This is a genomic window from Bradyrhizobium ontarionense, assembly GCF_021088345.1.
GTDB lineage: Bacteria > Pseudomonadota > Alphaproteobacteria > Rhizobiales > Xanthobacteraceae > Bradyrhizobium > Bradyrhizobium ontarionense.
Map to the genome: position 1 here is coordinate 4,282,240 of NZ_CP088156.1, position 21,406 is coordinate 4,303,645.

Consider the following 21,406-nt stretch of genomic DNA (forward strand, 5'->3'; position numbering starts at 1 on the left):
CGATCAGTAGCCGTCGGCCGGGCAATTGATCATCCAGGGAATCCCGAAGCGATCGACGCCCATGCCGAAGCCCTTGGACCAGAACGTCTTGCCGAACGGCATGGTGACGCTGCCGCATTCGAGCAGCGCGTGGAACTTGCGCTCGGCCTCGACGACGTCCGTGATCTGAAGCGAGACCGAGATTCCGTGTGGCTTCCCTTGATAATATGCGGGCGGCGAATCGGAGGCCATGACGACATCACCTCCGATCGAGAAACGGACGTGCATGATCCTGTCCTTGTGCTCCGGTGCAGAAGGCATCTCCGGCGGAGCCTCGCCGTAGCGCATCATCATGTCGATCTTGGCGCCGAGCGCGTCGCCGTAGTGCTTGAGAGCCTGCTCGCAGTCGCCGTTGAAGGTGAGATAGGGACAGATCATCGCTTCCTCCTTGGTTGAAAAGGTCATGCGTCAGCGGAGCTGCGGCAGCAGCGCGCGCAGGCGGCGGTCGCGCAGCCACAAGCCGCCCCACACCATCAGCCCGAGATAGAGGCCGAACAGCACGTGGCTGAACAACGGACTGCCGATGCGGACATGCGACGCGATGGCGCCGCCGAGATAGCCGGTGAGCAGGATCGCACCGACGAAGGACGTCGGCGGAAACGCATAGAGCACGGTGCAGAGAAGCGTGATGAGGCCGAGCGCGCGCGCCGTGGAATCACTCGCGCCGTAGCCTATCTGGTCCAGGGTCTGAGTGACGACGCCGAGTGGAACGAGCTTGATCGCGCCATCGAACACCAGGAACAGGGTCACCAGCCCGCTCAGGGCGCGACCGCTCCACAATTCGGCGCGCGAGACCGGCGCATCCAACGTGACCATCGACATCTCCAACTCCTCTTCGTGATGCTGCTCCAAGGACGAACGAAGGATCACGCAGCCGACAGCAGTGCTAAAAATTCCGGGCCGATCGTCGGCCGTGGCCCGAGCGCATCGGGCCACGGTTCATCGTCCCGCCTGGGCCGTCGCCGTCGCACCGTCCCGCATCAGACGGTCGAGCTGCATACGGATGTGCGCGGCCTCCGCCGAGCTGTGCGCCAGCGCGATGGCACGGTCAAAGGCTGTGCGCGCCTCGTCATTGCGCCCGAGCTGCATCAGCAGCGCGCCACGCACGCCGAAGAAATAGAAGTAGTTGGCGAGCCGCGTCTCCAGCGGCGCGATCATGTCGAGCGCCGCCTGCGCACCTCTGACCTTGGAGGTCGCCACGGCGCGGTTGAGCGTCACGACCGGCGAGGGCTGCACGACTTCGAGCGCGCCATAGAGCAGGTCGATCTGCGTCCAATCGGTGTCCTCAGGCCGAGCGGCACGCGCATGCAGCGCCGCGATCGCCGCCTGGATCTGGTAGGGCCCGCTGCGGCGATGGCGCATCGCCTTGTCGATCAGCGCAAGCCCCTCCGCGATCATCGGCTCGTTCCAGAGCGAGCGATCCTGATCTTCCAGGAGGATTAGCGATCCCTCGGCATCGAAGCGCGCCGCGATCCGTGCATGCTGCAGCAGGAGCAGCGCCGTCAGCCCCATGATCTCCGGTTCGCCCGGGAACAGCCGCAGCAGCAGCCGCGCCAGCCGGATCGCCTCCTCCGACAGCGGCTTGCGCAGCTCGGCGGTCTCGCCGCTGGCCGAATAGCCCTCGTTGAAGATCAGATAGATCATGGCGGCGACCGCCACCAGGCGCTCGGAGCGCTCGACCGCGCCCGGGGTCTCGAACGGCACGTCGGCCTGCGCGACGCGTGCCTTGGCGCGCGTGATGCGCTGCTCCATCGCGGCCTCGCTGACCAGGAAGGCGCGCGAGATCTGCTTCACCGTCAGCCCGGAGACCACGCGCAGCGCCAGTGCGATCTGCTGCGTCGCCGGCAGTTCCTTGTGGCAGCAGATGAACAACAGCCTGAGGATGTCGTCGCGATAATGCGAGCCGTCGAGCCGGTCGGCGAGTGCGCTCTCGGCATCATCGAGATCGGAGATGGCTTCGTCGTCCGGGAGCGGCTGCTCGCGGCGGCCGCGCCGGACATCGTCGATCGCGGCGTTGCGGCCGACCATGATCAGCCACGCCGCGGGATCCCGCGGCGGCCCGTTCTGCGGCCAGCTCTTCAGCGCACGCAGGCAGGCGTTCTGGAACGCCTCCTCGGCCGTGTCGAGATCGCGGAAATAGCGCAGCAGCGCGCCGACGGCCTGGGGACGCGCTGATGTCAGGGCCGCATCGATCCAGGCCGCATCTGTCATGCCAGCGCTCCGCCGGGCCTGAACGTACCGACGGGACGGATCTCGTAGGAGCCGCCCGGATTGGCCTCGCCGAGTTCGCGCGCGACCTCGACCGCCTCGTCGAGATTGTTGCAATCGACGAGATAGAAGCCGAGCAACTGCTCCTTGGTCTCGGCATAGGGACCATCGACCACCAACGGCGGATCGTCCTTGCGCAGGGTCGTGGCGGCCGTGGTCGGCAGCAGCCGGGCCACCGGTCCGAGCCGTCCCTGCTTGGCAAGCTTCTCCTGCACGACGGCAAGCTTGGCCATGACCGCTTCATCCTGGTCCTTGCTCCAGGAGCAGACGAAATCCTCGTCGTGATAGCAAAGCAGCGCGTACAGCATCGGAACACATCTCCATCCATCATCAAGACGGCGGAGTATGCCTTCGGCCGACAGGCCCACGAAGAATTTTTCGCGAGTTCCGCCGGCAGGAATAATCCTGCCTACCAGGAGATGCCGTATTTGGCGGCGATTTTCCGCGCCCGCGTCTCCTGGGCGCTCTCGCGCGGCTGCTTGGCACGCCCCGCCTGCCGCTGCGACTGGCCCTGCCCTTGCCCTGCGGCGCTCTGGTCACCCTGGTTGCCCGCGCCCTGCGCCATGACGGACGGCGCGTTACCGCCCTGCTGCTGGCCGCCGGCCTGCGGCTGCCCGCCGCCCTTGCCGATGGAAATGCCGTTGGCCGACAGGATCGAGCCGACGTCGACGGTCTGGGCCTGGGCCTGGGCCTGGATCGCGGCGGATGCGATGACGAAAGCTGTGGCGAGAAGCAGTTTGCGCATGACGATGTCTCCTGTGTTGATGACCGGAGATTGGCCTGCCCGTACGATCTGGTATGTGGGGCAGGTCACTTAAGCTCCGAGGACCATCCGATGACCAAAGGCGCGCTGGCGCTCCTGATCCATGGCGGCACCGACAACTGGTCGCCGCAGCGCTGGAAGGCGCGCTTCGACGACGTCTGCGGCGACCGCTCCGTGGTGCTGCTGCCCGATGCCGGGCTCGACCCGGCCGATGTCCGCTATGCCGCGGTGTGGAAGCCGGTCCCCGGCGAACTCGCTGGCTTTCCGAACCTGCGCGTGATCTTCAATCTCGGCGCCGGCGTCGACGCGCTGATGGCCGACAAGACCCTGCCCGGCGTGCCGCTGGTCCGGGTCGCAGTCGACGATCTCACGGCGCGGATGACCGAATATGTCGTGCTGCACGTGCTGATGCATCATCGTCAGGAGCTGTATCTGCGCGAGTCGCAGCGCCTGAAGCGCTGGGCGCCGAAGTACCAATGGCCAGCGGCCGCGATCGGCGTCGGCATTCTCGGGCTGGGCACCTTGGGTCTCGACGCCGCCGAGGTGCTCAAGCGCCTGGGCTTCCAGGTTGCCGGCTGGAGCCGCAGCGCCAAGCAGGCCGAGGGCATCGAATGCTTCCATGGCGCGGCGCAGCTCGACGCATTCCTGGCGCGGACCGACATCCTGGTGTCGCTGCTGCCGCTGACGCCGGATACCCGAGGCGTTCTCGACCGCAAGATGTTCGCGAAGCTCCGGCGCAGCTCGCCGCTCGGCGCGCCGGTCATGATCAACGCCGGACGCGGCGGCCTGCAGAACGAGGCCGACATCCTCGCCTGCCTCGACGACGGTACCCTCGGCTCGGTGTCGCTCGACGTGTTCGGCCAGGAGCCGCTGCCGGCCGACAGCGCCTTCTGGACCCATCCGAAGGTCGTCCTGACCCCGCACAATGCGGCCGACACCGATGCCGACGCGATCTCGCGCTATGTCGCCGAGCAGATCGCGCAATTCGAAGCAGGCGGCACGTTGCGCAACCTGGTCGATCGCGTCAGGGGGTACTGAAGCGTTATTTGCCGCCCACCATCAGATCGATCGCCCCTGCGACGATCGCCTCCAGCTCCTTGCGCGACGCCCGCGCGCGGGCGCGGATCGCGATGGAGTGGATCGTCGCCGATGCCAGCTGCGCCAGCATGACGGGATTGGCGTCGCCGGGCAGCTCGCCCTTCTCCTTGGCGAGGCGGAAGCCATGCGCGAACGCCTTGTCGAGCTCGGTCAGCGCGTTCTGCACCATGGCGCGGATGTCGGGATCCGCGATCGCCTCCGAGCCGGCAGTCGTGACCGTGAAGCAGCCGCGCGGTCCGTCCTCGCCGGAGAGATAGATGTCGAGGGCAGCGGCATAGATCCGCTCGAGCCGTTTGCGGACCGGCCAGTCCTGACGGAAGATCTCGCCGAGCGCGGCACGGGCGTTGTCGCGATAGCGCTGATAGCTCTTGATGTAGAGCTCGCGCTTGTCGCCGAACGCGCCATAGAGGCTCGGCCGGTTCATGCCGGTGGCTGCACTGAGATCGTCGAGCGAGGTCGCGGCAAAACCGGTCGCTCTGAAAAGATCGAGCGCCTTGCCGAGCGCCACCTCGGGCTCGTAGGCGCGCGGCCGGCCGCGCCGCTTCGGTTCTGCGGCCTCGGCAGGCGTCTCGGATGGCACGCCGGGCGGGCCCTTCTTTTTTTGTACCATTTCGCAATCAATTCCTTGACCAGCCCCATATTATGCAAGACAGTATAAAAATCAATCAAAGCTCCGGACCGGAGCAACAGGAGGAGACGTTCATGGACCTCTATTTCTCACCGCTCGCCTGCTCGCTCGCCACCCGCATCGCGCTCTATGAAGCCGGCGCGGAGGCGAATTATCTCGAGGTCGATCCCAAGACCAAGATCGTCCTCAACGATGGATCAGACTTCCGCGCCGTCAATCCGCTCGGTCTTGTTCCGACGCTACGCACCGACAACGGTGACCTGCTGACCGAGAATGCCGCGATCCTCCAATATGTCGCCGAGCGGTTCGCGGAGGCGAAGCTCGGCACTGGCCCCGGCATGGACCGCAGCCGGCTGCAGCAATGGCTCTGCTTCATCGGCACTGAGCTGCACAAGGGACTCTTCATTCCGATCCTCGACAAGACCGCGCCGGACGACATGAAGACGCATGTCTTGAAGAAGAACCTGTCGCGCCTCGACTATCTCGACAACCATCTCCGCGGCCGTGAGTATCTGCTCGACCATTTCAGCGTTGCCGACGCCTATCTCGTTACGGTGATCAACTGGACGATGGCAACGCCGCCGATCGAACTCGCGAAATGGCCGGCGCTGAAGGCCTATTACGAGCGGCTGCGCGCGCGTGCATCCATTGCCAAAGCCATTGCCGAGGAGTTCCAGCTCTACAAGGCCGAGCTCGCGCGACACAAGGCAGCAGCGTAGCCGCGGCCGGCCAGACAAAGAGCCGCCCCCTGCTTGACCGAAGCGATTGCAGGTTGCAATCCTCGGTCCAACCAGGGGGCTGCTTTGCAAGGGACATCCGTACGAGACCGATTGCTGGCGGACCGACGCACGCTGCTCGACCTGGGCACGCGGAACCGGCTCGTGCACCTTCCGCTCAAGACCAAGAACGTCCGCACCGTCGAGATCGTCGGCGACCGCTCTGCCCGAGTCTTCGAGTTGCTGGGCGAAGGCAAGCGCTTCACGTTTCTAGCGGCGGCGATCGAGGACGAGCCATCGCTCCCGCTGGAACCGAAGGAGGGCCGCCCGCGACGAGCGCGTCCTTCCGAGCATGACGACGATGCCGCAGCGCCGGCGCGGCAGCCAGACACGCGGCTGCAGACGAAGCTGGTCAATGAGGCGCTGCAAAAGCGGCTCCTGGATATCTGGTACGATGCCAGAACCCTGGAAGAAGAACAGGGCGTCAATATTCTCTATCTCGCCTTCGGACTGCTCAAATGGTTCGAGGACGATAAATCGGACGTCGAGCGCATTGCGCCGCTGATCCTCCTGCCCGTTCGTCTCGAACGCAACAGCGCCGCCGACCGCTTCCATCTCGTCTCGCGCGCCGAGCCGCCTTCTCCCAATCTCTCCCTCCAGGCGAAGCTCGACGCCGAATTCGGATTGAAGGTCGAGGACTTCGGCGACGAGGACGATGTCGATCTTGCCGCCTATATGAGCGGAATTGCCGACACCGTCGCCGGCAAGACGCGCTGGACGGTGAACCCGGACGCGATGGTGCTCGGGTTCTTCTCGTTCTCCAAGTTCCTGATGTATCGCGATCTGGATCCCGAGAACTGGCCCGCGGATGGCGGCCTCGACCAGCATCCGCTGATCGCAGCGCTGCTACAGGACGGTTTCGAGGGATCCGAGCCGATTGTGGCCGACGACGGCAAGATCGACGCTGTGATTCAGCCGATCGCGATGAACCACGTCGTCGATGCCGATTCGTCACAGGCCGTGGTGATCGAGGAAGTGGTCCGGGGACGCGACCTCGTCGTCAAGGGACCACCGGGCACCGGCAAGTCGCAGACCATCACCAACATCATCGCGTCAGCTGCAGCCGAGGGGAAAACCGTGCTCTTCGTCGCTGAGAAGATGGCGGCGCTGGACGTCGTGCATCGTCGGCTGAAAGACGTCGGTCTCGGTTCGCTCGCACTCGAGCTGCATTCGAACAAGGCGAACAAGCGCGTTCTGCTCGAGGAGCTGAGGCGCTGCAAATCGGCTGCGATCCCTGCACCTCGCGGCGATGCGACGCTGGTGCAGCGCCTGACCGAGAGCCGCGACAGCCTCAATCGGCACGCTGAAATGATGCATCAGCCGCATCAACCGAGCCAACTGACGCCGTTCAGGCTGCTCGGCCATCTCGTGCGTTGCTGGGAGGCGTCGACGCGACCAGCTCTCCCATTGCTGGGCGCGCCATCATGGTCTCCTTTGGACCTGGAACGGCGCCGAGAGCTGGTTGCAGAGCTGGCCGCGCGGATTGCATCAGACGGACCGCCTCACCTCCATCCGTGGCGCGGTGTCGGCCGGGAGGCGCTCGATCCTGCCGAAATGGCCGAGCTGCAGAAATCCATGGACAGCGTCTCGCAGGCCCTCACCCGTGTCTCAACAGGCGCAGCCAAAGTGAGCGGCCTGTTCGACCTGCCGGCGCCCGCAACCCTTGGCGGCGCAACCGACATCCTGGCCTTCGCGGAAGCGGCTGCCGCGATGCCGGACTGCGACCGGGCTGCATTTCGCGATCCGATCTGGAGCCGCGGTGCCGAGGTCGCCGACATCATCGACAAGGGACTCCGCTACTCGAAACTGAAAGCGGCTTTCGAATCCGCGTTCGTGGATTCCGCCTGGGATGCATCGGTCGCCGAATGCCGCAAAGTGATCGCGGAGAAAGGCCGCTCCTGGTTGCGCATGCTGAGCTCGCGCTATCGCGAGCAGATGGCGCTGCTGAACTCCTACCTGAAAGTGCCGATGCCGAAATCGCTCGAGCAGCGGCTTTTGCTGATCGACGGGCTCATGGCCGCGCAAGCCGCGCGCCGATCCTTCGATGACGTCCAGGCCGCAGGCAGCACAGCCTTCGGAACCTCATGGCAAAAGGACCAGTCGGATTGGGAGTTACTTTCGAGGTTCACGGGCTGGTGGGGAGCCTTTCCGAAACAGTTTGCGGACGATGCGACGCGGGAGCGTCTGACGCGTTTGACGCTGTCGGCAGACGATCGACAATCGATCGAACGATTGAAAAGCGATCTCGCGAGCACGAAATCCGGTCTGCAGCGGCTCATCGACTTTCTGCATCTCGAACCTAGCCGCATTCCGCTCGACACCGGCAATCGGATTCGGTTCGGCGAACTGTTGCAGACCCTGTCGGAGTGGCGGAATTCGACCGAGCGCCTCACCCGCTGGATCGCGTTCATGGAACGGGTCCGCCTCGCACGCGCGGATGGTCTCGCGGCACTGGTCGATGTCGCACTCGACGGCTCGCTGCCGGACAGCGCGCTGGAAGAGACGTTCGACAGGTCCTATTACGAAGCCATGCGCAGCGTGATCTTCGCTGACCATCCGGAGCTGAAGCGCTTCGATGGAGAGTCGCATAGCCGGCTCGTCGAAGGATTCTGTAAACTCGATATCGAGCGCATGCGGCTGGCCCGCGACCAGATCGCCCATGAGCATGCCTCGGCGCTGCCACGCAACGGCGGCGGCATCGGCCCGCTCGGCGTCCTGAACGGCGAGCTCGCCAAGAAGCGCAATCATCTGCCGATCCGCCAGCTTCTGGAGCGCGCCGGCCCCGTCATCCAGCAGATCAAGCCGATCTTCCTGATGAGCCCGTTGTCGGTGGCCCAGTTCCTCAAGCCCGGCGCCATCGCCTTCGATCTGCTCGTCGTCGATGAGGCCTCGCAGATCGAGCCGGTCGATGCGCTCGGCGCCGTCGCGCGCTGCAGGCAGATGGTGGTGGTCGGCGACGAGCGCCAATTGCCGCCGACGCGCTTCTTTGCGAAGTTGACGGGCAACGACGACGACGGCGATGACGAAGACCAGCCGACCTTTCAGGTCAAGGATGCCGAAAGCATTCTCGACCTCTGTCTGGCCAAGGGCGTCCCGCATCGGATGCTCAACTGGCACTACCGCAGCAAGCACCAGTCGCTGATCGCCGTCTCCAACAAGCAGTTCTACGACAACCGGCTGTTCATCGTGCCGAGCCCGTATGACGCGGTCGCCGGCATGGGACTGAAATTCAACTACAACCCCGATGCGCATTATGATCGCGGCAACAGCCGCACCAATCCCCGGGAAGCACGACTCGTGGCCGAGGCGGTCATGCGCCATGCGCGCGAGACGCCGGAGCGGAGCCTCGGGGTCGCAACCTTTTCGGTGGCACAGCGTCAGGCGATCCAGGACGAGCTCGAACTGCTGCGCAAGGAGCGGCCGGAGACCGAGGACTTCTTCGTGCGCGGCACGAGCGAGCCGTTCTTCGTCAAGAACCTCGAGAACATCCAGGGCGACGAGCGCGACGTCATCTTCATCTCCATGGGATATGGACGAACCAAGGACGGCTTCGTGTCGATGAGCTTCGGCCCTCTCAACTCCGACGGGGGAGAACGCCGCCTGAACGTCCTGATCTCGCGCGCGAAGCTCCGATGCGAGGTGTTTTCCTCGATCACCGGCGACGACATCGATCTGTCGCGCGCCAAGGGCCGAGGCATCGCGGCGCTCAAGACGTTCCTGACCTTCGCGCAGACCGGACAGCTCGGCATCGCGCAGGAAACCGGGCGGGATCCGGATTCCATCTTCGAGGAGCAGGTCGCAGCACGGCTGCGAGCGCTCGGCCACGACGTCAAGACCCAGATCGGCACAGCCGGTTTCTTCGTCGACCTCGCCGTCGTCGATCCCGACAAGCCCGGCCGCTTTCTGCTCGGCATCGAATGCGATGGCGCCCCATATCACGCGTCACGCTCCGCGCGAGACCGCGATCGCCTCAGACAGAACGTCCTTGAGGCGCATGGCTGGGTGCTGCATCGCATCTGGTCGACGGACTGGTTTCTGCGGCCCAAGGAGGAAACCGATAAGGTCGTCCGTGCGATCGAGGAGGCGAAGATGCACTGGCGGGAGGTCGACGAAGGCGCGGTCGCAGCGCCTCCTGAACCTCCAGAACGGAGCGATGCGCCCGCACAGGAGGAGACCATAGGCAGCACCGCAGCGGTAGCCCCGCAGGCGCCGACGGTGGTCGCTTACGAGGAAGCCAAACTGCGCGTGCGCCGGGAGATCGAGCCGCACGAGACCTCGCTTGCCGACATGACGCGGCACATCGTCGAGATCGTCACGGTCGAAGGCCCCATCCATGAATCGGAGATCATCGTCCGGATCAGATCGTCGTGGGGCCTCGCCCGCGCCGGCAACCGCATTCGCGACGCGGTGCGGGCGGCGCTGACATCCGCCGCTGCGAAGGGACAAATCTCGGGAGGCCCGTTCTACGCCGTCCCCGGCCAGACTCTGGCCGTGCGAAGCCGTGAGAACGTGCAATCGCAGACGCTGCGGAAGCCCGAGATGCTGCCGCCGGAAGAAATCAAGATCGCGATGATTCGGGTGGTGGAGCAGAACTACGGCGCCGAGGAGGACCAGTTGATCCAGGCGGTCGCCCGCCTGTTCGGCTTCGGAGCGACGAGCGCGCAGTTGCGCGAAGCCGTTCGGGGCTGCCTCACCGAGCTCCTCGACGATGGCCTGCTGCGCCGGGAGGGAGAACTGGTCACCAAGCCTCAGGAAGCGCCGCTCGCCGACGGCCTGTGAGGGCAGGCACTGCTGCCCGGCGCGCGCCGATCGTCCGTCACTAAGCCAGGTCGGCCTTGAACAGATCGCGCAGCGCTTTCGGAATCGGATGCGCCCGGCCGCTGCTGACGAAGGCGACGCGCACATCGGCCTTCACCAGCACGTCCTCGCCACGGCGGACTTCCTGGGCCAGCGTGATCGATGCGCCCTTGACCGCGATCGGCCACGTGACCACGTCCAGCACATCGTCCATGCGCGCCGGACGGAGAAAATCGAGCGTCATCGAGCGCACCACGAAGGCGAAGCCCGGCGCTTCGCTTTCGGCCTGGGCGAACAGCGCATGCTGCTCGGCGCCCATCAGCCGCAGATGGTTGGTGCGGCCGCGCTCCATGAAGCGGAGATAGTTGGCGTGATAGACGATGCCGGAAAAATCCGTGTCCTCGTAATAGACGCGGACCTGCATGTGGTGGTGGCCGTCGCGGATCTCGCCGTCGAGATGTTGATGGGTCACCGGATGGCCCTCGGTTGCCGGGAATGGCGGTCGTTTCGCCCAATTCCGCGGCTCGCGCAAGCGCCAGGGTAAACTACGAAGTGGCCTCCATCGGTTCCCCGCCGACGCTCACCAGCACGATCTCCGGCGGCATGCCGATCCGCACCGGCATGATGCTGCATCCGAGCCCGCCGGAGACGATGACGTCACATTGCGTGCGGATGTGACCATAGGCAAGATTGACGCCGTTGCGGGTCGGAACAGCCGGCGACCAACCCAGCAGCCGGACTTGGCCGCCATGGGTATGGCCGGACAGCTGCAGCGACACCCGCGCCGGCACGCGCAGCGCGACGTCCGGCTCATGCGCGAGCAGGATGACCGGCGCATGGTCCGTCACTTTCCGCAGCACACCAGCGAGATCGTCGACGCCGATTCGTGGCACCGGTCGGAACCGGCGGGCAGGCATGTAGGCCAGCTGATCGCCAAGGCCTGCGAGCCAGAATGCATGGCCATCCCTGGTGAGACGCACGACGTCGTTCTCGTAGACGGGAATGCCAACCGCTTCGAGCGCCTTCTGAGCCACCGGCGCTCCGTGGCCATCGCGCTGCACGGTTCGATCATCCCAGTAGTCGTGATTGCCGAGAATGGCGTGAACACCCAGCGGCGCTTTCAATCCAGCCAGCACCGGCGCCCACGCTGCAGCGTCAATGCGCCCGATGTGATGGCGATGACCGACGACGTAGTCGCCGAGCAGGACGATCAGATCCGGCTGCAGCGCGTTGGTTCGCCCGACGATCGTTTCGATATGCGCGAGCGACATCCAGGGATCGCAGGCGTGGATGTCCGCGATCGCGGCGATCTTCAGTGTCAGGCCGGCTGGCCAGTTGCGCGGACGAACATGATAGTCGGTGACGCTGAGCCGGAGCGGCTCAACGCCGACGCCATAGGTCGCGGTGGAAAAACCGGTCGCGGCAAGACCGCCGGAGAATGAGAGAAAGCGACGGCGTGACAGCATGGGCAAACTCCTCGCACGCAATCCGTTTCGCCGATCATTGCAACCGATTTCGGGTGGGTCCGTGCAGATTGTCAGCAGATTCGTTAAGCGTCGTCCTCATTGCCGAACAGGCCGAACTGGCTGGCATCGCGGTTCGGCTCGGCCATGCCGAGGTGACGAAAGGCGTGCGAGGTCAGCAGCCGGCCGCGCGGGGTGCGCTGCAGATAGCCGCACTGGATCAGATACGGCTCGATGATGTCCTCGATCGCGTCGCGCGGCTCCGACAGCGCCGCGGCCATAGTCTCGACGCCGACCGGTCCGCCGCCATAGTTCAGCGCGATGGTCGTGAGATAACGCCGATCCATCGCATCGAGGCCTGCGGCATCGACCTCCAGCGCGCTTAGCGCATGATCGGCGATGGCGCGGTCGATGGCGGCCGCATCGGCGGCGGACGCGAAGTCACGCACCCGGCGCAGCAGGCGGCCAGCGATGCGTGGCGTACCGCGGGCGCGGCGCGCGATCTCGTTGGCACCGTCAGCGGTCATGCCGATCCCGAGCACGCGGGCGCCGCGCGTGACGATGCCCTCCAGCTCCTCGACCGTGTAGAAGTTCAGCCGGATCGGAATGCCGAAACGGTCGCGCAAGGGATTGGTCAGCAGGCCCGCGCGCGTGGTGGCGCCGACCAGGGTGAATTTCGACAGATCGATCTTGACCGAGCGCGCCGCCGGGCCCTCGCCGATGATGAGATCGAGCTGGAAATCCTCCATCGCCGGATAGAGCACCTCCTCGACGGCTGGGCTCAGACGATGGATCTCGTCGATGAACAGCACGTCGCGCTCTTCGAGGTTGGTCAGGAGAGCCGCGAGATCGCCGGCCTTGGCGATGACCGGACCCGACGTGGCGCGAAAGCCGACGCCGAGCTCGCGCGCTACGATCTGGGCCAAGGTGGTCTTACCAAGGCCGGGAGGACCCACGAACAGCACATGGTCGAGCGCCTCGCCGCGCTTGCGCGCCGCCTCGATGAAGATCGAGAGATTGGCGCGCGCCTGCTGCTGGCCGACGAACTCCGAGAGCTGCTGCGGACGCAGCGCGGTGTCGCCGACATCGTCGGAGCGGCGCTCCGGGCTGACCATGCGCGCGGGCGGCTTCATTCGTTGCCGCGCCGGTATTTGTTCGGCAGCAGCTCGCCGATGGTCACCGCCGCAGGCCCCTTGCCGTTCGACGGCACGATGACGCGCGCCTTCGCATCGTAGTCGTGGATCAACTCGCGGCAGGTGCCGCAGGGCGAGACCACCGCAACCTCGCCCGGCTCGCCGGGCTTGGGATGGCGCACCGCCACGATGGTCTCGATGCCGTGATCACCATGCTCAGTGATGGCCCGGCCGATCGCGATCGCCTCGGCGCAGACGGCGTTGCGGCCGAGATAGGCGTCGATGTTGACACCGGTGATGATGCGCCCGTCGCGGGTGCGCATGGCCGCGCCGACCTCCTGCCAATCGTTGCGATAGCGGCTCTTCACCGCTGATGCCGCCGCCGCGATCAGCTCCTTGTCCTTCTTGCTCACCATGGGGGAAACGGATGTCCTTCTGCTCGCCCGGCCGGACGACGATAACCTATTTGGCCAGCTCTTTGAGGCCGAGGCGGATGAGTTGCGCAGTTTCGGCCTTGTCGCCGGCGGCGCGCGACGCGGCGGCGATCGCCGCCGCCGCCTGCGGCTGGCCATAGCCGAGATTGATGAGAGCGGAGATCGCGTCCGCCACCGGCTGCGGCGCGCGGGACTCCTCGATGGCTCCAGACAGCCGCACCGCGCCGGGATCGACGTTGGCGAAGGCCGGCGCCTTGTCCTTCAGCTCGGTCACGATGCGCTCGGCGACCTTGGGACCAACGCCCGGCGTGCGTGCCACCGCGGCCTTGTCGCGCAACGCGATCGCATTGGCGAGATCTGCCGGCGGCAAGGTGCCGAGCACGGCGAGGGCGACCTTGGCGCCGACGCCCTGCACGGTCTGCAAAAGGCGAAACCATTCCCGTTCGACATCCGAGCGAAAACCGAACAGCTTGATCTGGTCCTCGCGCACATAAGTCTCGATCGACAATGTGGCGGCTTCACCCGGCGACGGCAAGGCCTGCAGCGTGCGCGCCGAGCAATGCACCTGGTAGCCGACGCCACCGACGTCGAGGATCACGAAATCCTCGCTGGTGGAGTCGATCAGCCCCTTGAGCTTGCCGATCATAGCCCGGCCACCTTCATGCGCAGCGCGGTGCCCTGGCGGTGATGCGCATGGGTGATGGCGATGGCGAGCGCATCGGCCGCATCGGCCGACGGCGGATCGGCCTTGGGCAGCAGGATCTTCAGCATCACCGCGATCTGGCCCTTGTCGGCGTGGCCGGCGCCGACCACGGTCTTCTTGACCTGGTTGGGGGCGTACTCGGCCACCGAAATCCCGAACATCGCCGGCGCCAGCATCGCGATGCCGCGGGCCTGGCCGAGCTTCAGCGTGGCGACGCCATCCTTGTTGACGAAGGTCTGCTCGACGGCCGCCTCCATCGGCGAAAAGCGGCCGAGCACGGCCGAAAGCCCCTCATGGATCGCCAGCAGGCGGCTCGCCAGCGGAAGATCATCGGGCGGCTCGACCGAGCCGCAGCCGACATAGATCAGCCGGTTGCCCTCGCTCTCGATCACGCCCCAGCCGGTGCGGCGGAGGCCGGGATCGATCCCTATGATGCGGACGGCTGCGCGAATCGGCTGGGCTTTCATGGGATAGAGATAGCCTCGCGCCGCCCTCGGGGAAACATAAACGGAACAGCCGTCCCCCGGCGCGGCGACGTGGTTAAGCGTCCGTCAACCGCCCATCTTCGCCATCAACGCGTCGGAAATCTCGAAATTGGCGTAGACGTTCTGGACGTCGTCGTGCTCGTTGAGCAGGTCCATCAGCTTCAACAGCTTCTCGCCGGTCTCGTCGTCGACCGCGACCGTGTTCTGCGGCTTCCAGGTCAGCGCCGCCTTGCGCGGCTCGCCGAACTTGGCCTCCAGGTTCTTGGCGACCTCGCGAAAATTCTCCTGCGAGGCGTAGACCTCGTGGCCGCTCTCGCTCGAGAGCACATCGTCGGCACCGGCCTCGATGGCCGCGTCGAGCATGCCGTCATCGGAGGCGACGGCGTGGTCGTATTCGATGATGCCGAGGCGGTCGAACATGAACGATACCGAGCCGGTCTCGCCGAGATTGCCGCCGGACTTGGTGAAGTAGGAGCGGATGTCGGAGGCGGCGCGGTTGCGGTTGTCGGTCAGCGCCTCGACGATGACGGCGACGCCGCCCGGGCCGTAGCCCTCGTAGCGGATCTCGTCATAGTTGTCGCCCTCGCCGCCCAACGCCTTCTTGATGGCGCGCTCGATATTGTCCTTCGGCATGTTCTCGGCGCGGGCCGCGACCACGGCGGCACGCAGGCGCGGATTCATCGCCGGATCGGGCGTGCCCAGCTTGGCCGACACCGTAATTTCGCGGGCCAGCTTGCCGAACAGCTTGGACTTCATCGCGTCCTGCCGGCCCTTGCGATGCATGATGTTCTTGAATTGGGAATGGCCGGCCATGCGAAGTCTCTTGCAATCGTCTGAGGTCAGTGGGGGAAGCGCGGCCTTATAGGCTGCGGGAGCGTCAAAATCAAAGATTTGGGGTGGTTTCAAGGGGAGCGCGCATCCTTGGAGTTCCCTCGGGCTGCCCTGCACCATAAGGCAAAAGTTAACCATGGCTTCACTGTCAGGTGCAAGGATGCCGGGCGATTTGCACCTTTTCAACTCACTCGGACCTGGGTCGCCCCCATGGCGCTTGGCTTCTTTGCAAGACGACATGCAGCTGCGCCCGCCCCCGCGGTCGAGGCCAAGCCGGTCGCTGCGCCCGAGCCGCCGGCGGCCTCGGACGCCGATTCGGCGAAGGCCATTCTCGACCTGCTGGAGCTGGAGCTCGGCGGCATGATCCGCCAGCTCGAACGCGCAGCGAACGCAGTGTCCAGCGGCGCCGAGGCAACCGCCGGAACGTTGACGGACATCCGCCAGCGCGCCGAGGCGCTGAGCGGCCGCAGCAGCGCTGCCCAGAGCGCAGCCGCGACCTTTGCGCACGCGGCGGAGAAGGTGACCCAGTCGGCGCACGGCATTCGCACCCAGGTTCAGGACGCCGGGCAGCTCGCCGATGCGGCCAGCACCGCCGCCCGGGAGGCCCGTGCCAATGTCGACCGCTTGCGCGAATCGTCGGCGGCGATTGGCAACGTCGTCAACCTGATCTCCCAGATCGCCCGCCAGACCACCTTGCTCGCGCTCAATTCGACCATCGAGGCGGCGCGGGCCGGTGAGGCAGGACGCGGCTTTGCCGTGGTCGCGACCGAGGTCAAGGCGCTGGCCGTGCAGACCCAGAACGCGACCGAGGAGATCACCCGCAAGATCGAGGCGTTGCAGAAGGATGCCGCAGGTTCGGCCGACGCCGTGCACCGGATCGCCCAGGCGATCGAGGCGATCCGCCCGGTGTTCACCAACGTCAACGGGGCGGTTGCCGAACAGGACCAGACCACCGGCGAGATGTCCGGCAATGCGGCCCAGGCGTCGCACTTCATCGCCTCGGTGGTCGACAGCGCAGCCGACATCAGCAGCGCCACCCAGCAGGCCGAAAGCTATGGCGAGCGGGTCACCAACGCCGGCCGCGCCGTGACGATGCACGCCCAGAAGCTGAAGGCGCGCTGCGCGGTGCTGCTGCGCCAGGGCGATCGGGCCGCGCGCAGCGGCAACGAGCGCCTGCCCTGCCATCTCAAGCTGGAGATCAAGGCCGGCGGACGCACCACCACGGCGCCGGTCTACGAGATTTCCGCCGACGGCGTGCTGATCACCGGTGCGGACGCGAGCCGCCTGCCGGTGAACGAGCGCTTCGAGGCCGTGCTGGAGGATGTCGGGCCGTGCCGGCTGCGCGTCACAGAACAAGTGAAGGCCGGTGCCCTGGCGCGATTCGACGCTCCCAGCGCCGAGCTGCGCGAGAAGATCGAGGACAAGCTCTGGGCGCTCCACGAGGAGAACAACGAGTTCGTCACCCGCGCGATGGAGGCGGGGACCGAGTTGAACGGGATCTTCGAGAGCGCGGTCGCCCGCGGCCAAATTGCGCTGGAGGACATGTTCGACACCGACTACGTCGAGATCCCCGGCACCAACCCGCAGCAGCACCGCAGCCGGATTCTCGACTGGGCCGAGCGCACCCTGCCGCCGTTCCAGGAGGCCTTCCTGGTCAAGGACGCGCGGATGGCGTTCTGTGTCGCGATCGATCGCAACGGCTACCTGCCGGTGCACAACAAGATCTATTCGCATCCGCAGCGGCCCGGCGACACAACCTTCAATACCGCCAATAGCCGCAACCGCCGGATCTTCAACGATCCGGCCGGGCTTGCCGCCGGCCGCAACCAGCGCCCCTATCTGATCCAGAGCTACGCGCGCGACATGGGCAACGGCAACACCGTCATGATGCGCGAAATCGACGTGCCGATCCGCGTGCGCGGGCGACATTGGGGCGGCTTCCGCACCGCCTACAAGCTGTGAGCCGAGCAGAGACCTGCCAATAATCCTGTCGAACTTATCAAGTCGGGGAGCCTGGAAATGTCCGTCGCGCAACGCGCCATCCTGGAAAGTCACGATGCGCGCACCGGTGCCGAACGCCTGATCGACGAGATCGCGGACCGCATCGGCGGGCTCGGCGTCGAGCTCGCCGACGTCGCCGGCAACGTCCAGGAGGTTGCCAACCGCGTCAGCTACCAGTCGCAGCGGTTCGGCCATCTGCAGACGACGGCCAAGACGATGGTGGCGGCCAACCGCGACATCGCCACCGCGTCGCAAGCGGTTCAATCGGCCACATCGGCGGCCGTGGGCGACATCGCCCAGTCGCGCAGCGTGGTGGAAGCGGCGATGCAGCACATCACCGAGCTGGTCGACTCGGTCGAGCGCATCGAGCAGCGGCTCGGCTCGGTCGGCGATGCGCTGTCGCAGGTCGCCAAGGTCTCGGTCGCGATCGAAGCCATCGCCAAGCAGACCAATCTGCTCGCGCTGAATGCCACGATCGAGGCCGCGCGCGCCGGCAGCGCCGGGCGCGGCTTCGCTGTGGTGGCGAGCGAGGTGAAGTCGCTCGCCGAGGCGACACGGCAGGCGACGCAGCAGATCGGCGACACGCTGCGCGGGCTGGATTCGCAGGTGAAGAGCCTGCTCGGCGAGAGCGGCCAGGCGTCGTCCCGCGCCAAGACCGCGGGCGAAGGTGCCCAGCAGATCGGTGGCATCATCGTCCGCGTCCAGGACGGCTTCACCAGCGTCGGCCAGGAGATCGACGGCGTGGCGCGGGCCGCCACCTCCAACCTCGCCCATTGCGACACCGTGATCACCGAGCTGGCTGAGCTCGCCAAGGGCGTCGACCAGTCCTCGATCGAGCTGAAACAGGCCGACAGCCGCATCGCCAAGCTGCTCGACCATTCCGAGGCGCTGATCGGGCTGATCGCCGAGAGCGGCGTGCAGACGACAGATGCGCCGCTGATCCGCGCCGTCATCGAAACAGCCCGGCAGATCTCCTCGACCTTCGAGGCCGCCGTCGATCGCGGCGAGATCACGCTCGCCGACCTGATGGACGAGAGCTATCGCGAGATCCCCGGCACCAATCCCAAGCAGTACATGACGCGCTACGTCGCGTTCACCGACCGCGTCCTGCCTGACATCCAGGACCCGATCCAGGGCAGCGATCCGCGCATCGCGTTCTGCGTCGCCTGGGCGCGCGGAGGCTATTTGCCGACGCACAACCCGAACTACCGCAAGCCGCAGGGTCCCGACCCCGTCTGGAACAACGCCAATTGCCGCAACCGCCGCCTGTTCGAGGATCGCGCGGTGAAGAAGGTCGCCGCCGCAAGCGACCGGCCGTTCCTGCTGCAGACCTACCGCCGCGACATGGGCGGCGGCCAGTTCGTGTTGATGAAGGACCTCTCCGCGCCGATCTTCGTCAAGGGCCGCCATTGGGGCGCGTTCCGGATGGGTTTTCGGCTCAACACCTGACGCCGGTTCTCACACGCCCCAGAACGACGGCCGGGTCTGCGACAGCCGGCCGCCGATGCGCACCGGCGCGACCTTGGCCGCCAGTCCCGTCCCATCATCCGTCTCGACCGCCACCCCGCTCAGCGTGGCCTCGCCCGACGCCGGCTCGAACCGCGCCGACGGGATCCCCGACTGGAAGCGGCGCAGCGGCTCGTCCTTCTGCATGCCGATGATCGAGTCGTAGTCGCCGGTCATGCCGGCGTCGGTCATGTAGGCGGTGCCGCCGGGCAGGATCTGATGGTCGGCGGTCGGCACGTGGGTGTGGGTGCCGACGACGAGGCTGGCGCGACCGTCGCAGAAAAAGCCGAGCCCCTGCTTCTCGCTGGAGGCCTCGCAATGCACGTCGACCACGATCGCATCCGCCGCCTCGCGCAAGGGACAGGCGCTGAGCTCGCGCCCCACCGCCGCAAACGGATCGTCGAACGGGGTCATGAACACGCGTCCCAGCACGTTGACGACCAGCACGTGGGCGCCATTCTTGGCTTCGACCAGTGCTGCGCCCCGACCGGGCGTGCCCAGGGGATAATTGGCCGGCCGCACCAGCCGCGGCGCGCGCTCGATGAACACCAAGGCTTCGCGCTGGTCCCAGGAATGGTTGCCGAGCGTGATCGCGTCGGCGCCGGCGTCGATCAGCTCCTGATAGATCGCCTCGGTGATGCCGAAGCCGCCGGCCGCGTTCTCGCCGTTGACGACGACGAGATCGAGCGCCCAGTCGCGGATCAGGCCTGGAAGGTGGTCTGAGACGGCGCTGCGGCCGGCGCGGCCAACCACGTCGCCGACGAAGAGAATTCGCAACTTAACTGCTCCGGAAATCCAAGGTCTCGCGTTCGGTTAGCACATAATCGAGCACCGCGTCGTGCGACAAGGCCGGAACAGCCTTGATCTCCTGGATGGCAAAGCCGAGGCCGACCCCGATGACGTGATGCACCTTCCGCAGGTGCGAAAAGGTGTAGTCGTAGTAGCCGCCGCCATAGCCGATGCGATGCCCGGCGCGATCGAAGGCAGCGAGCGGGACCAGCATGATGTCGGGCACCAGCTCGGCGGCGGCCGGCGACGGCTCGGGGATGCCGAGCGAGCCGAGCGTCAGCCGATCGCCCGGCGACCAGGCCCGGAACGACAGCGAATGGCCGCGCGCCAGGACGACCGGCAGCGCCAGCCGCGCGCCCCGCCCTGCCAGCTCGCGCATCAATGGCGTCGGATCGAGCTCGCTGCGGATCGGCGCATAGCCCGAGACCACCGCACCGGGCTGCAGAGTTAACGGCAGGCCGCGCGCCGCGATCGTCTCAGCAGCCGCCTTGCGCTCGTCCTCGCTCAGGAGGTCACGCGCGGCGAGCGCTGCGGTGCGCAGTTGCTGCTTGGTGTGCTGAGCGGCCTTCATCGGCATGCGACGTGTCTCCGCTGGAAGCCCGCGGATGGCGGGCGATCGCACGTTCTCAGAAACGCAGCAGATCGGCAACCGGAGGAGACTTGACGAGACCGGACCGGGGAGACCCGACCAGGGGAGACCCGAGAGAAAAGCGCGAAGCCGCAATCGCCGTTGAAACGCTCGATCCCGGAGTTCCCTACGAAAGTAGGTGGGCACCATATGTCCGGATCCACGGACCCGGCCAGGGACAGTTCCCTTAAGGATCGATAAGGCCCCGGGGATATGTTGGTTCCGGACGCGCGTCGCAGCCTCGCAACCGCAATGTAACCACGACGGGGTGATTTTGCCAGCGGGCGCGACGAGATCGAGACGAATTGCAGCTGTCCCGTGCGATCCGTGAGGCATCGGGCGCCAATGCGGCCCGTCAAGGACGCGTTCGAGCCACGGCTGCCGGTCCATTGTCTCGCGCCGCGTCGTGTGGAGGAAAGGGCGAGGACGAGGCCTGAGTTCTGGGCGAGCACCCAAACCCACATGGTGAGGAGCGCCGCCCCCGGCGCGTTCAGGCGATGCGCTCGCATCGCGTTGAGAACCATGAGGCCCGGCCGGCACGACGCCCGTCTCCGGGACGATATCGAGGGTTGTCGCAATCATCTCTCACATCCCCATGACGGACGCCCATTGGGCCGGATGCGGCGACAACACATGCCATCGCCTCCTCGCGGCGCCGATCGCGTCCGAGCTGTTCATCTGGATCACCCTCCGCGAGCAGAGGGCACAGGGAAGGCCGGGCGTCGGCTGACGCCCGTGGCCCGCCTGCGAAAAAAATGCAGGCGGCAGGTACCACAGGTGCAGCCGGATCGCCCGGCCTTCCCTGCGCGACGGCTTTACGGCGTACTTCGCGATCTCCCTGGTGCGCCGGGCTTGTTGGCCACCATGCGCGACAACGCGCTTACGCGCGTTGCGCGGGACACCAGCATCGGGGTGTCAGGACCACGCGACTTGACCGTGCGTGCATCGCCGTTCGTCCGCGCAAGATTTCTCACGCTGCGTCGACACGCGCCCATCGCATCCCACTGCCAACGGTCCGTGACGGTCGCGAAACGCCCCTCATGCGGCAGCAGGACGAGCGGAAA

20 protein-coding genes and 1 other RNA gene are annotated in these 21,406 nt (G+C 66.2%); 5 read left to right on the top strand and 16 right to left on the bottom strand.

The features are described from left to right. Positions 1-3 precede the first annotated feature (3 nt). The 5 genes from LQG66_RS18995 to LQG66_RS19015 all read right to left on the bottom strand — a co-directional run bounded on the left by LQG66_RS18995 (position 4) and on the right by LQG66_RS19015 (position 3,052). Positions 4-417 (bottom strand): VOC family protein, encoded by a 414-nt coding sequence (locus LQG66_RS18995; RefSeq protein ID WP_231327850.1) that lies wholly within the window; start codon positions 415-417, stop codon positions 4-6. Positions 418-447: 30 nt separating this feature from the next. Then, entirely contained in the window at positions 448-861 is a 414-nt protein-coding gene (locus LQG66_RS19000; RefSeq protein ID WP_231317220.1) for a DoxX family protein, read from the bottom strand. A gap of 117 nt (positions 862-978) precedes the next feature. Further along, complete coding sequence (locus tag LQG66_RS19005) at positions 979-2,250, bottom strand: RNA polymerase sigma factor (RefSeq protein ID WP_231317221.1); 1,272 nt, start codon at positions 2,248-2,250, stop codon at positions 979-981. Beyond that, entirely contained in the window at positions 2,247-2,615 is a 369-nt protein-coding gene (locus LQG66_RS19010; protein WP_231317222.1) for a YciI family protein, read from the bottom strand. Before LQG66_RS19010 ends, LQG66_RS19005 begins: the two co-directional genes overlap by 4 nt. A gap of 101 nt (positions 2,616-2,716) precedes the next feature. Further along, on the bottom strand, positions 2,717-3,052 hold the full coding sequence (locus tag LQG66_RS19015) for a hypothetical protein (protein WP_231317223.1): 336 nt from the start codon (positions 3,050-3,052) through the stop codon (positions 2,717-2,719). A 90-nt stretch (positions 3,053-3,142) separates the two neighbouring features. On the opposite strand from LQG66_RS19015, the gene LQG66_RS19020 reads away from it, so the two are divergent. Then, positions 3,143-4,108, top strand: coding sequence for a 2-hydroxyacid dehydrogenase (locus LQG66_RS19020; RefSeq protein ID WP_231317224.1), 966 nt, complete (start codon positions 3,143-3,145; stop codon positions 4,106-4,108). 4 nt (positions 4,109-4,112) lie between these two features. On the opposite strand, the gene LQG66_RS19025 is transcribed toward LQG66_RS19020, so the two are convergent. Continuing rightward, entirely contained in the window at positions 4,113-4,778 is a 666-nt protein-coding gene (locus tag LQG66_RS19025; RefSeq protein WP_231317225.1) for a TetR/AcrR family transcriptional regulator, read from the bottom strand. A 92-nt stretch (positions 4,779-4,870) separates the two neighbouring features. On the opposite strand from LQG66_RS19025, the gene LQG66_RS19030 reads away from it, so the two are divergent. Continuing rightward, on the top strand, positions 4,871-5,515 hold the full coding sequence (locus LQG66_RS19030) for a glutathione binding-like protein (protein ID WP_231317226.1): 645 nt from the start codon (positions 4,871-4,873) through the stop codon (positions 5,513-5,515). A gap of 111 nt (positions 5,516-5,626) precedes the next feature. Beyond that, positions 5,627-10,351, top strand: coding sequence for an anti-phage protein ProA (gene proA / locus LQG66_RS19035; RefSeq protein ID WP_231317227.1), 4,725 nt, complete (start codon positions 5,627-5,629; stop codon positions 10,349-10,351). Between the two features lie 40 nt (positions 10,352-10,391). Here proA and ybgC read toward each other — a convergent pair whose 3' ends face one another. The 7 genes from ybgC to LQG66_RS19070 form a co-directional block, all read right to left on the bottom strand. Beyond that, the gene (gene ybgC, locus LQG66_RS19040; RefSeq protein WP_231317228.1) at positions 10,392-10,841 is read right to left on the bottom strand and encodes a tol-pal system-associated acyl-CoA thioesterase; all 450 of its coding nucleotides are present in this window, start codon (positions 10,839-10,841) and stop codon (positions 10,392-10,394) included. A gap of 73 nt (positions 10,842-10,914) precedes the next feature. Next, positions 10,915-11,835 carry a metallophosphoesterase gene (locus LQG66_RS19045; RefSeq protein ID WP_231317229.1) on the bottom strand — a complete coding sequence of 307 codons (921 nt, stop codon included), beginning with the start codon at positions 11,833-11,835 and terminating at the stop codon, positions 10,915-10,917. A gap of 83 nt (positions 11,836-11,918) precedes the next feature. After that, entirely contained in the window at positions 11,919-12,965 is a 1,047-nt protein-coding gene (ruvB, locus tag LQG66_RS19050) for a Holliday junction branch migration DNA helicase RuvB (protein WP_231317230.1), read from the bottom strand. Beyond that, entirely contained in the window at positions 12,962-13,381 is a 420-nt protein-coding gene (locus LQG66_RS19055; RefSeq protein WP_231317231.1) for a cytidine deaminase, read from the bottom strand. The genes ruvB and LQG66_RS19055 overlap by 4 nt, the downstream gene beginning before the upstream one ends. A gap of 46 nt (positions 13,382-13,427) precedes the next feature. Then, the gene (ruvA, locus tag LQG66_RS19060; protein ID WP_231317232.1) at positions 13,428-14,045 is read right to left on the bottom strand and encodes a Holliday junction branch migration protein RuvA; all 618 of its coding nucleotides are present in this window, start codon (positions 14,043-14,045) and stop codon (positions 13,428-13,430) included. Further along, positions 14,042-14,569: a crossover junction endodeoxyribonuclease RuvC gene (gene ruvC / locus LQG66_RS19065; RefSeq protein WP_231317233.1), complete on the bottom strand. Its 528-nt coding sequence runs from the start codon at positions 14,567-14,569 to the stop codon at positions 14,042-14,044. Before ruvC ends, ruvA begins: the two co-directional genes overlap by 4 nt. Before the next feature lie 84 nt (positions 14,570-14,653). Further along, positions 14,654-15,400: a YebC/PmpR family DNA-binding transcriptional regulator gene (locus LQG66_RS19070; protein WP_231317234.1), complete on the bottom strand. Its 747-nt coding sequence runs from the start codon at positions 15,398-15,400 to the stop codon at positions 14,654-14,656. A gap of 228 nt (positions 15,401-15,628) precedes the next feature. On the opposite strand from LQG66_RS19070, the gene LQG66_RS19075 reads away from it, so the two are divergent. Next, a complete protein-coding gene (locus LQG66_RS19075) occupies positions 15,629-17,380 on the top strand; it encodes a methyl-accepting chemotaxis protein (RefSeq protein WP_231327851.1) in 1,752 nt (583 codons plus the stop codon). A 57-nt stretch (positions 17,381-17,437) separates the two neighbouring features. Beyond that, entirely contained in the window at positions 17,438-18,868 is a 1,431-nt protein-coding gene (locus LQG66_RS19080) for a methyl-accepting chemotaxis protein (protein ID WP_231317235.1), read from the top strand. Between the two features lie 9 nt (positions 18,869-18,877). On the opposite strand, the gene LQG66_RS19085 is transcribed toward LQG66_RS19080, so the two are convergent. The 3 genes from LQG66_RS19085 to ssrS all read right to left on the bottom strand — a co-directional run bounded on the left by LQG66_RS19085 (position 18,878) and on the right by ssrS (position 20,587). Beyond that, positions 18,878-19,702: a TIGR00282 family metallophosphoesterase gene (locus LQG66_RS19085; protein WP_231317236.1), complete on the bottom strand. Its 825-nt coding sequence runs from the start codon at positions 19,700-19,702 to the stop codon at positions 18,878-18,880. A 1-nt stretch (position 19,703) separates the two neighbouring features. Beyond that, complete coding sequence (locus tag LQG66_RS19090; RefSeq protein ID WP_231327852.1) at positions 19,704-20,285, bottom strand: 5-formyltetrahydrofolate cyclo-ligase; 582 nt, start codon at positions 20,283-20,285, stop codon at positions 19,704-19,706. 140 nt (positions 20,286-20,425) lie between these two features. Then, a non-coding RNA gene (gene ssrS / locus LQG66_RS19095) (6S RNA) lies at positions 20,426-20,587 on the bottom strand. Positions 20,588-21,406 lie beyond the last annotated feature (819 nt).

What these genes read in the sequence shown, in the direction of transcription:
- LQG66_RS18995 (WP_231327850.1), bottom strand. Translation starts at nt 417, where the DNA reads ATGATCTGTCCCTATCTCACCTTCAACGGCGACTGCGAGCAGGCTCTC.
- LQG66_RS19000 (WP_231317220.1), bottom strand. Translation starts at nt 861, where the DNA reads ATGTCGATGGTCACGTTGGATGCGCCGGTCTCGCGCGCCGAATTGTGG.
- LQG66_RS19005 (WP_231317221.1), bottom strand. Translation starts at nt 2,250, where the DNA reads ATGACAGATGCGGCCTGGATCGATGCGGCCCTGACATCAGCGCGTCCC.
- LQG66_RS19010 (WP_231317222.1), bottom strand. Translation starts at nt 2,615, where the DNA reads ATGCTGTACGCGCTGCTTTGCTATCACGACGAGGATTTCGTCTGCTCC.
- LQG66_RS19015 (WP_231317223.1), bottom strand. Translation starts at nt 3,052, where the DNA reads ATGCGCAAACTGCTTCTCGCCACAGCTTTCGTCATCGCATCCGCCGCG.
- LQG66_RS19020 (WP_231317224.1), top strand. Translation starts at nt 3,143, where the DNA reads ATGACCAAAGGCGCGCTGGCGCTCCTGATCCATGGCGGCACCGACAAC.
- LQG66_RS19025 (WP_231317225.1), bottom strand. Translation starts at nt 4,778, where the DNA reads ATGGTACAAAAAAAGAAGGGCCCGCCCGGCGTGCCATCCGAGACGCCT.
- LQG66_RS19030 (WP_231317226.1), top strand. Translation starts at nt 4,871, where the DNA reads ATGGACCTCTATTTCTCACCGCTCGCCTGCTCGCTCGCCACCCGCATC.
- LQG66_RS19045 (WP_231317229.1), bottom strand. Translation starts at nt 11,835, where the DNA reads ATGCTGTCACGCCGTCGCTTTCTCTCATTCTCCGGCGGTCTTGCCGCG.
- ruvB (WP_231317230.1), bottom strand. Translation starts at nt 12,965, where the DNA reads ATGAAGCCGCCCGCGCGCATGGTCAGCCCGGAGCGCCGCTCCGACGAT.
- LQG66_RS19055 (WP_231317231.1), bottom strand. Translation starts at nt 13,381, where the DNA reads ATGGTGAGCAAGAAGGACAAGGAGCTGATCGCGGCGGCGGCATCAGCG.
- ruvA (WP_231317232.1), bottom strand. Translation starts at nt 14,045, where the DNA reads ATGATCGGCAAGCTCAAGGGGCTGATCGACTCCACCAGCGAGGATTTC.
- ruvC (WP_231317233.1), bottom strand. Translation starts at nt 14,569, where the DNA reads ATGAAAGCCCAGCCGATTCGCGCAGCCGTCCGCATCATAGGGATCGAT.
- LQG66_RS19070 (WP_231317234.1), bottom strand. Translation starts at nt 15,400, where the DNA reads ATGGCCGGCCATTCCCAATTCAAGAACATCATGCATCGCAAGGGCCGG.
- LQG66_RS19075 (WP_231327851.1), top strand. Translation starts at nt 15,629, where the DNA reads ATGGCGCTTGGCTTCTTTGCAAGACGACATGCAGCTGCGCCCGCCCCC.
- LQG66_RS19080 (WP_231317235.1), top strand. Translation starts at nt 17,438, where the DNA reads ATGTCCGTCGCGCAACGCGCCATCCTGGAAAGTCACGATGCGCGCACC.
- LQG66_RS19090 (WP_231327852.1), bottom strand. Translation starts at nt 20,285, where the DNA reads ATGAAGGCCGCTCAGCACACCAAGCAGCAACTGCGCACCGCAGCGCTC.